This window comes from Sphingomonas pruni NBRC 15498 (assembly GCF_001598455.1).
Classification (GTDB): domain Bacteria; phylum Pseudomonadota; class Alphaproteobacteria; order Sphingomonadales; family Sphingomonadaceae; genus Sphingomonas; species Sphingomonas pruni.
This window is the reverse complement of the sequence record NZ_BCYZ01000116.1, coordinates 1-6,634: the sequence shown is the minus strand read 5'-3', so window position 1 is coordinate 6,634 and position 6,634 is coordinate 1. Positions and strand designations below refer to the sequence as shown.

General features: G+C 65.9%; 9 protein-coding genes. 4 read left to right on the top strand and 5 right to left on the bottom strand.

Features of this window, described 5'->3' with window-relative positions:
- Positions 1–57: 57 nt before the first annotated feature.
- Together SPR01S_RS20270 and purE are read right to left on the bottom strand one after the other, a co-directional pair.
- A complete protein-coding gene (locus SPR01S_RS20270; RefSeq protein WP_066593440.1) occupies positions 58–1,131 on the bottom strand; it encodes a 5-(carboxyamino)imidazole ribonucleotide synthase in 1,074 nt (357 codons plus the stop codon).
- On the bottom strand, positions 1,128–1,607 hold the full coding sequence (gene purE / locus SPR01S_RS20265; protein WP_066593438.1) for a 5-(carboxyamino)imidazole ribonucleotide mutase: 480 nt from the start codon (positions 1,605–1,607) through the stop codon (positions 1,128–1,130). Before purE ends, SPR01S_RS20270 begins: the two co-directional genes overlap by 4 nt.
- Positions 1,608–1,678: 71 nt before the next feature.
- Between purE and SPR01S_RS20260 the strand changes: the two genes are divergently transcribed.
- Positions 1,679–2,020, top strand: coding sequence for a hypothetical protein (locus SPR01S_RS20260; RefSeq protein WP_157082384.1), 342 nt, complete (start codon positions 1,679–1,681; stop codon positions 2,018–2,020).
- Between the two features lie 15 nt (positions 2,021–2,035).
- Here the strand turns inward: SPR01S_RS20260 and SPR01S_RS20255 are convergent, their stop codons facing one another.
- Positions 2,036–2,551 carry a hypothetical protein gene (locus tag SPR01S_RS20255; RefSeq protein ID WP_066593433.1) on the bottom strand — a complete coding sequence of 172 codons (516 nt, stop codon included), beginning with the start codon at positions 2,549–2,551 and terminating at the stop codon, positions 2,036–2,038.
- Positions 2,552–2,704: 153 nt separating this feature from the next.
- Positions 2,705–2,977, bottom strand: a complete 273-nt coding sequence (locus SPR01S_RS20250) for a DUF4242 domain-containing protein (RefSeq protein WP_066593430.1) — start codon at positions 2,975–2,977, stop codon at positions 2,705–2,707.
- Between the two features lie 164 nt (positions 2,978–3,141).
- Between SPR01S_RS20250 and SPR01S_RS20245 the strand changes: the two genes are divergently transcribed.
- A complete protein-coding gene (locus SPR01S_RS20245; protein ID WP_066593442.1) occupies positions 3,142–3,510 on the top strand; it encodes a YciI family protein in 369 nt (122 codons plus the stop codon).
- Positions 3,511–3,541: 31 nt separating this feature from the next.
- Positions 3,542–4,804, top strand: a complete 1,263-nt coding sequence (locus SPR01S_RS20240) for an RNA polymerase sigma factor (RefSeq protein ID WP_066593444.1) — start codon at positions 3,542–3,544, stop codon at positions 4,802–4,804.
- A 173-nt stretch (positions 4,805–4,977) separates the two neighbouring features.
- Here SPR01S_RS20240 and gpmA read toward each other — a convergent pair whose 3' ends face one another.
- On the bottom strand, positions 4,978–5,664 hold the full coding sequence (gene gpmA / locus SPR01S_RS20235) for a 2,3-diphosphoglycerate-dependent phosphoglycerate mutase (RefSeq protein ID WP_066593428.1): 687 nt from the start codon (positions 5,662–5,664) through the stop codon (positions 4,978–4,980).
- 74 nt (positions 5,665–5,738) lie between these two features.
- Here gpmA and SPR01S_RS20230 point away from each other — a divergent pair, with 74 nt between their 5' ends.
- Complete coding sequence (locus SPR01S_RS20230; RefSeq protein ID WP_066593426.1) at positions 5,739–6,470, top strand: dienelactone hydrolase family protein; 732 nt, start codon at positions 5,739–5,741, stop codon at positions 6,468–6,470.
- Positions 6,471–6,634 lie beyond the last annotated feature (164 nt).

Genomic DNA, 6,634 nt, shown 5'->3' with positions numbered 1-6,634 from the left:
CCCCCTCCACCATCGCTGCGCGATGGTCCCCCTCCCCGTGCCGGGGAGGAGTTTTTGTCAGTCCCGCTTCAACCGCGTCACATGGCCCATCTTCCTCCCCGGCCGGGCGCTGCCTTTGCCGTAGAGGTGGAGATGCGCGCCCGGCTCGGCCAGGATCGTCAGCCAATCGTCCGCCTCGGCGCCGATCAGGTTGACCATCTCGACCGCGGGCGCGGTCAGCGCGGTGTCGCCGAGCGGCAGGCCGCAGATCGCGCGGATATGGTTCTCGAATTGCGAGCAAACCGCGCCCTCGATCGTCCAATGCCCCGAATTGTGCACGCGCGGCGCCATTTCGTTGAACACCGGCCCCTCGGCGGTGGCGAAGAATTCGCAGGCGATCACGCCGACATAATTGAGCTGGTCGGCGATCCGCCCGGTCAGTGCCGCGGCGACTCCCCATTGATTGGCGATCTCGGCCGGCGCCGGCAGCGAGGAGCGCGCGAGGATGCCATGCTTATGCTCGTTCCATGGCGGCGGATAGCTGACCATCGACCCGTCACGCCCACGCGCGAGGATGATCGAGAATTCGTGGCTGAAATCGACGAACCCTTCCAGGATCGCCGGGCGCTGGCCGATATCGCTCCACGCCGCCTCGGCCGCGTCGCGCGTCGCGATCCGCACCTGGCCCTTGCCGTCATAGCCGAGCCGCAGCGTCTTGAGGATCGCCGGCGTCCCGATCTCATCGAGCGCGGCGTGCAACTCGTCGAGGCTGGCGACGCGCCGCCACGGCGCGGTCCGCCCGCCGATCGTATCGACGAACGCCTTCTCGTTGGCGCGGTCCTGGGCGATGCCGAGCGCCTGGGGAGCGGGATGAACCGCCACTTGAGTCGAGAGATACGTGACCGGCTCGATCGCGATATTCTCGAATTCGTAGGTCACGACGTCGCAGCGCGCCGCCATCTCATCGAGCACGATGCGGCTGTGATAATCGGCGCGGGTGACGCTGGACGCGGTCTGCGCCGCGACGCTTTCGGCATCGGGGGCAAGGATGTGGGTGTGATAGCCGAGCTCCGCCGCGGCCGACGCCAGCATGCGCCCGAGCTGGCCGCCGCCCAGGATGCCGATCGTCGAACCGGGGGGAAGCAGGGTCATTCGGGATCGATCGCCACGCTGTCGGTCTGTTTCGCGCGCCACGCCTTGAGCCGCTCTGCCAGCGCCCCGTCGCTCGTCGCCAGGATCGCCGCGGCGAGTAGGCCGGCGTTGATCGCCCCCGGCTTGCCGATCGCCAGCGTGCCGACGGGGACGCCACCCGGCATCTGGACGATCGAATAGAGGCTGTCGACGCCCTTCAGCGCCTTCGATTCGATCGGCACCCCAAACACTGGAAGGTGCGTCATCGACGCCGCCATGCCCGGCAAATGCGCGGCACCGCCGGCACCTGCGATGATCACCTTCAGCCCGCGATCGGCGGCGCTGGTCGCGTAATCGTAGAGTCGCTGCGGGGTACGGTGTGCGCTGACGACCTTGGTCTCATGCGGCACGCCGAGTTCTTCGAGCTTCTCGGCGGCATGACGCATCGTCTCCCAGTCGGAAGTCGAGCCCATGATGATGCCGACAAGCGGTTGCATCGCCGCGCGTTAGCGGGCTCGCGGCGTCGGAGCAACTGTTGCGAGACACAGTGATGCGATAGTCTCAGGCGATGATCGCCCTGCCCATAATACTCGCCGCCGCACCAATGGCACCCATCGCGACTATTCCAAGACGCGCGGGTCAATGTTCGTGGGTCCGGGGCCGCTTCACCATTGCCAACGGTTCGAGCCTGAATCGGCTCTGGGTTATCGGAACCGGGCATGTTCTCGCATTGCGAGACGATGACCAGAAGGCGCCGCCGGCGGTCTGGCGGATGTGGAACAAGCCCAATCCGTTCGCCTATGAACTATGGGGTGAGTTCCACGTCTGCGCGCGCGAACGCTGGATCTCCGGGCATATGCAACACGTTCGGATCAACGCCACTCGAAACACGCTGCTTCGTCGCCGCTGAGCGTAGTTTGGTCTCTTAAAGCGCCTCCTTGCAGCCGCGCGTCTGATGCACGCCGCGCAGGAAGCCGCGCCGGGCGAAACCGGCCTGGGTCGCGGCGGCGAGGCGGCGGTCGGCGGCGGCGGCGCCCGAGACCTCGCGTACCACGCCGCGGAACGGGATCAGCGAATTGACCACCGCGCCACCCGCTGCCTTGCCGACGCTCATCTTGTCGTTGGGGCCGCCCGCGCTGTAATCGGGGCCGAGCGCCGCATCGAGCACGCGCACCGCATCGGCAATCTGGCGGCAGGTCCTGAGGCCGCGGAGCGAGTAGGGCGCATTCGATGCCTCGACCAACGATGGCGGGATCTTGGTCTTGGCGATGCCGACATCCTTCACCGGCTGGCTGATCACGTCCTTGGTGTCGTCGATCGTCTCTTTGCGCTTTTCGTCGCGCGTCGATTGCGGCGCCGGATCGGCGGCGGTCGGGGCGGTGGTGGCGACGGGAGGGGCCGGCGCCGCGCTCTGCGCCTTGGTCACATATGGCAGCAGCATGGCGCAAGCCATGCCGATCCCCGCAATTACCGTCCGTCGCTTCCGATCATTGCCTGCGCGCATCCGACTTTCTCCGTTCGGGCGAGCACCCGATCATGGGAATCCGAAAGGAAACGCGCGCCAGCGACTCTTGATCCCTTCAATCGGCGCCCTTCAATCGGCGGTGGTCGGGTCGATCACGTTGCGCACCTCGGCGATCGAATTGGCCGGAAAGCCCGCGGTCTCCGCATGCTGGCGGATCAGGTCGGCCGTTGGCGCGCGATAGATGCAATAGATCTTGTCGTCGGTGACGTAGCTGTGGACCCATTGGATCTCGGGGCCGAGGTCACGCAGCACATTGCACGAGGTCTGCGACGCGCCCTTCAGGTCGGCGGCGCTGGCCCCGCCGATTCCTGGCATGTCCCGTTCGATGACGAATTGCGGCATGGCGATTCTCCCTCCGAAAAGGACCGGGCTGCGCCTTTGTCGGCGAAGGAGATAGGAAAAAATCGTCGCCGGACTGTCGATCTGGGCGATGCCCGTTTGTCGTCTATGATGGGCGAGGCAATCGTTCGGCGATGGCGCCGGCGCTCGGCCCCGGAGATTATCCAATGCGTTTCATGTCCATCGTTACCGCTCCACGGTCGCAGCACTATGGCAACCCGACGCCCGAACTGCTCGAGGCCATGGGCAAACTCGCGGACCGGGAAATCAAGGCCGGGCGGATGATCGACAATGGCGGGCTGATGCCGATCGACCAGGCCGTCCGCATTACCATTGCCAATGGCGAACTGAGCGTGCTCGACGGCCCGTTCGTCGAAGCCAAGGAAGTCATTGGCGGCTATTCGATTACCGAAATGGCGAGCAAGGAAGAGGCCGTCGCGCTGGCGATCGAGTTCATGCAGCTGCACAAGGATCATATGCCCGGCTGGGAAGGCACGTGCGAAGTCCGCGCCTTTGCCGGTTTCGCGGGTTCTTGATCGGGAAAGCCTCTTCGGGGTGTCGGCGGCGATGACCGCCGCCGACGCTCATCGCGCAGTGCTCGCCATATGGCGGATCGAGCAGCCCAGACTGATCACCAGCCTGGCGCGGATGCTGCGCGACGTGCCGCTGGCCGAGGAACTGACGCAGGAAGCGCTGCTCGCCGCCCTCGAACACTGGCCAGCGGCCGGCGTGCCCGAACGGCCCGGCGCCTGGCTGATGACGACGGCGCGGCGGCTGGCGCTCAATCACCTGCGGCGGGTACCGATGCTCGAACGCAGCCATGCTATGCTACTGCGCGAGCTCGTGCAGGACCAGATGCTGCTGCCTGATTACGAGGCGACGCTCGACGACGATATCGGCGACGAGATGCTGCGGCTGATCTTCACCGCCTGTCATCCGCTCCTGCCCTATGATGCCAGGCCGGCGCTCGCGTTGCGCATGATCTGTGGGCTGACCACCGCCGAGATCGCGCGTGCCTTCCTGGTGTCCGAGGCGACCGTCGCGCAGCGTATCGTCCGCGCCAAGCGAACCCTGACGGAATCTGGCCTGACCTATGAGACGCCGCGCGGCGAGGAGCTGACCGAGCGATTGTCGTCCGTGCTCGAAGTCATCTATCTGATCTTCAACGAAGGCTATACCGCGGCGCGCGGGGACGACTGGCAGCGGCCCGATCTGTGCGGCGAGGCGTTGCGGCTAGGGCGCGTGACCATCGCCATCGTTCCGCACGAGCCCGAGGCGCATGGGCTGCTCGCCTTGATGGAGCTCAACGCCTCGCGGACTGCGGCACGGACCGACGCCGGGGGCGAACCGATCCTGCTGCTCGACCAGGACCGAGCCTTGTGGGACCAGCTCCAGATCCAGCGTGGCATGCGCTCGCTGGCGCGCGCGGAGGAATTGGGCGGTGCAGGCGGGTTCTACGCGCTGCAGGCCGCCATCGTGGCGTGTCATGCCCGCGCCGCGCGCGCCGCGGAAACCGACTGGCTGCGCATCGCCTTGCTCTATGCGCAATTGTCCACCGTTACCCGATCGCCGATCGTCGAACTCAATCGCGCGATCGCCGTCGGTATGGCGGAAGGACCGGCCTCCGGGCTCGCCATTCTCGACCGGATTGCCGATGCGCCCGAACTCAGAAGCTATCATCTGCTGCCAAGCGTGCGCGGCGACTTGCTGCGGCGGCTGGGGCGTCACGAGGAAGCGCGGGCAGCGTTCGAAACCGCTGCGGCGCTTGCGGGTAACAACCGGGAACGTGAGTTGCTCCTGCGGCGCGCGCGGGAGATGGGGGAAAGCTGATCCGCCAATTACCCTCCCCGGCGAAGGCCGGGGCCCAGTTTCGCGCATATGGAGAAGGCGTCCCGCCGCTTTGAGGGCGTCGCGACTGGGCCCCGGCCTTCGCCGGGGAAGCGTTACTTCCGTACCGATTTACCAAATTCGGGCGCGGCTGAGCTACCTCCGGTACGTCGGCCTTACCGTTCGTTCAGATAATAGCGGTCCGTCGCCTCCAGGTTGTCGTTCAGCTGATAGACGATCGGTTGGCCGGTCGGGATTTCCAGGCCGGTGATCTCGTCGTCGGGGATGTTCGACAAATGCTTGACCAGCGCGCGCAGCGAATTGCCGTGCGCCGAGATCAGCACGCGCTGCCCGTCCTTGAGCGCGGGGGCGATGCGTCCGTCCCAATAGGGCAGGACGCGCGCGATCGTGTCCTTCAGGCTCTCGGTGTTCGGGATGGCGATGCCGGCATAGCGGCGATCCTTGGACAGATCATATTCGCTGCCCGGCTCCAGCGGCGGCGGCGGGATGTCGAAGCTGCGGCGCCAGATATGGACCTGCTCGTCGCCATGCTTGGCCGCGGTCTCTGCCTTGTTGAGCCCGGTCAGGCCGCCATAATGGCGCTCGTTCAACCGCCAGTCCTTTTCGACCGGCAGCCACAGCCGCCCCATCGCCTCGAGCGCGAGGTTGAGTGTCTTGATCGCGCGCGTCTGGAGCGAGGTGAAGCACATGTCGAAATCGAGGCCCTTGGCGGCCATCAGCTCGCCCGCCAGCCGTGCTTCCTCGGCGCCCTTTTCGGTTACGTCGACGTCCCACCAGCCGGTGAAACGGTTTTCGAGGTTCCAGGCCGACTGGCCGTGGCGGATCAGGACGAGCATGGGCACGAAGCTACTCCTTGCGGGGGATCGGGCGGCTCTGTAGCGCTTCGTGCCGTTACGGCAAACCTGGAGAGCGAGTCATGGCGATCGTGCGGCAAACCATGGTGTATGACGGCCCGGGCGGCCCGTTCGAGGGCGTGTTCGCCTATGACGATGAGGTCGAGACCGCACGGCCGGGGGTGATGATCGTTCCCAACGTGCTCGGCGCGAAGGAATCGGACAGCATCACCGCCGAGAATGTCGCCAAACTGGGCTATGTCGGCTTCGTTGCCGACGTGTTCGGGCAGGGGCGGCGCAAGACCTTCACCTCGGAAAATCCGGCCGAATATATGAACGAGCTCAATGCCGATCGCGGGCTGCTGCGCGACCGGCTGAAGGCATCGCTCGACGTGCTCAAGGCCTTCCAATTGGTCGATCCGGCCCGGAACGCGGTCTATGGCTATTGCTTCGGCGGGAAATGCGCGCTCGACGTGGCGCGCGCCGGGCTCGACGTGTTGGGCGTGGTGTCGTTCCACGGCGTCTACGACACGCCGGACTATCCGAACGTCACGCCGATCAAGGCCAAGATCCTGGTCTGCCACGGCTGGGAAGACCCGATCGCGCCGCCCGACGTGATGGTCGGGCTGGGCAAGGAACTGAGCGAGGGTGAGGCAGACTGGCAAATCCACGCTTATGGGACTGCCGGTCATGCCTTCACCGATATCGACCGCAAGGGCGCGCCTCTGGTGCGCCCCGGCGTTGCCTATGAGGAACGCGCCGACCGGCGGAGCTGGAAAGCGGCCAGCAACTTCCTCGCGGAGTTGTTTGGGTAGGCTGATCGACCTTCTAATCTCCCCTCCCTGCAAGGGAGGGGATTAAGGGGTGGGTGAGCGCCGGGCGAGGCTCGATGCCTCGTCCGGCGCTGTTCTTGCGATCGGATAACGAGTCTTTGTGGGCGCGCAGACGCGCGCACCCACCCCCTAACCCCTCCCTTTCA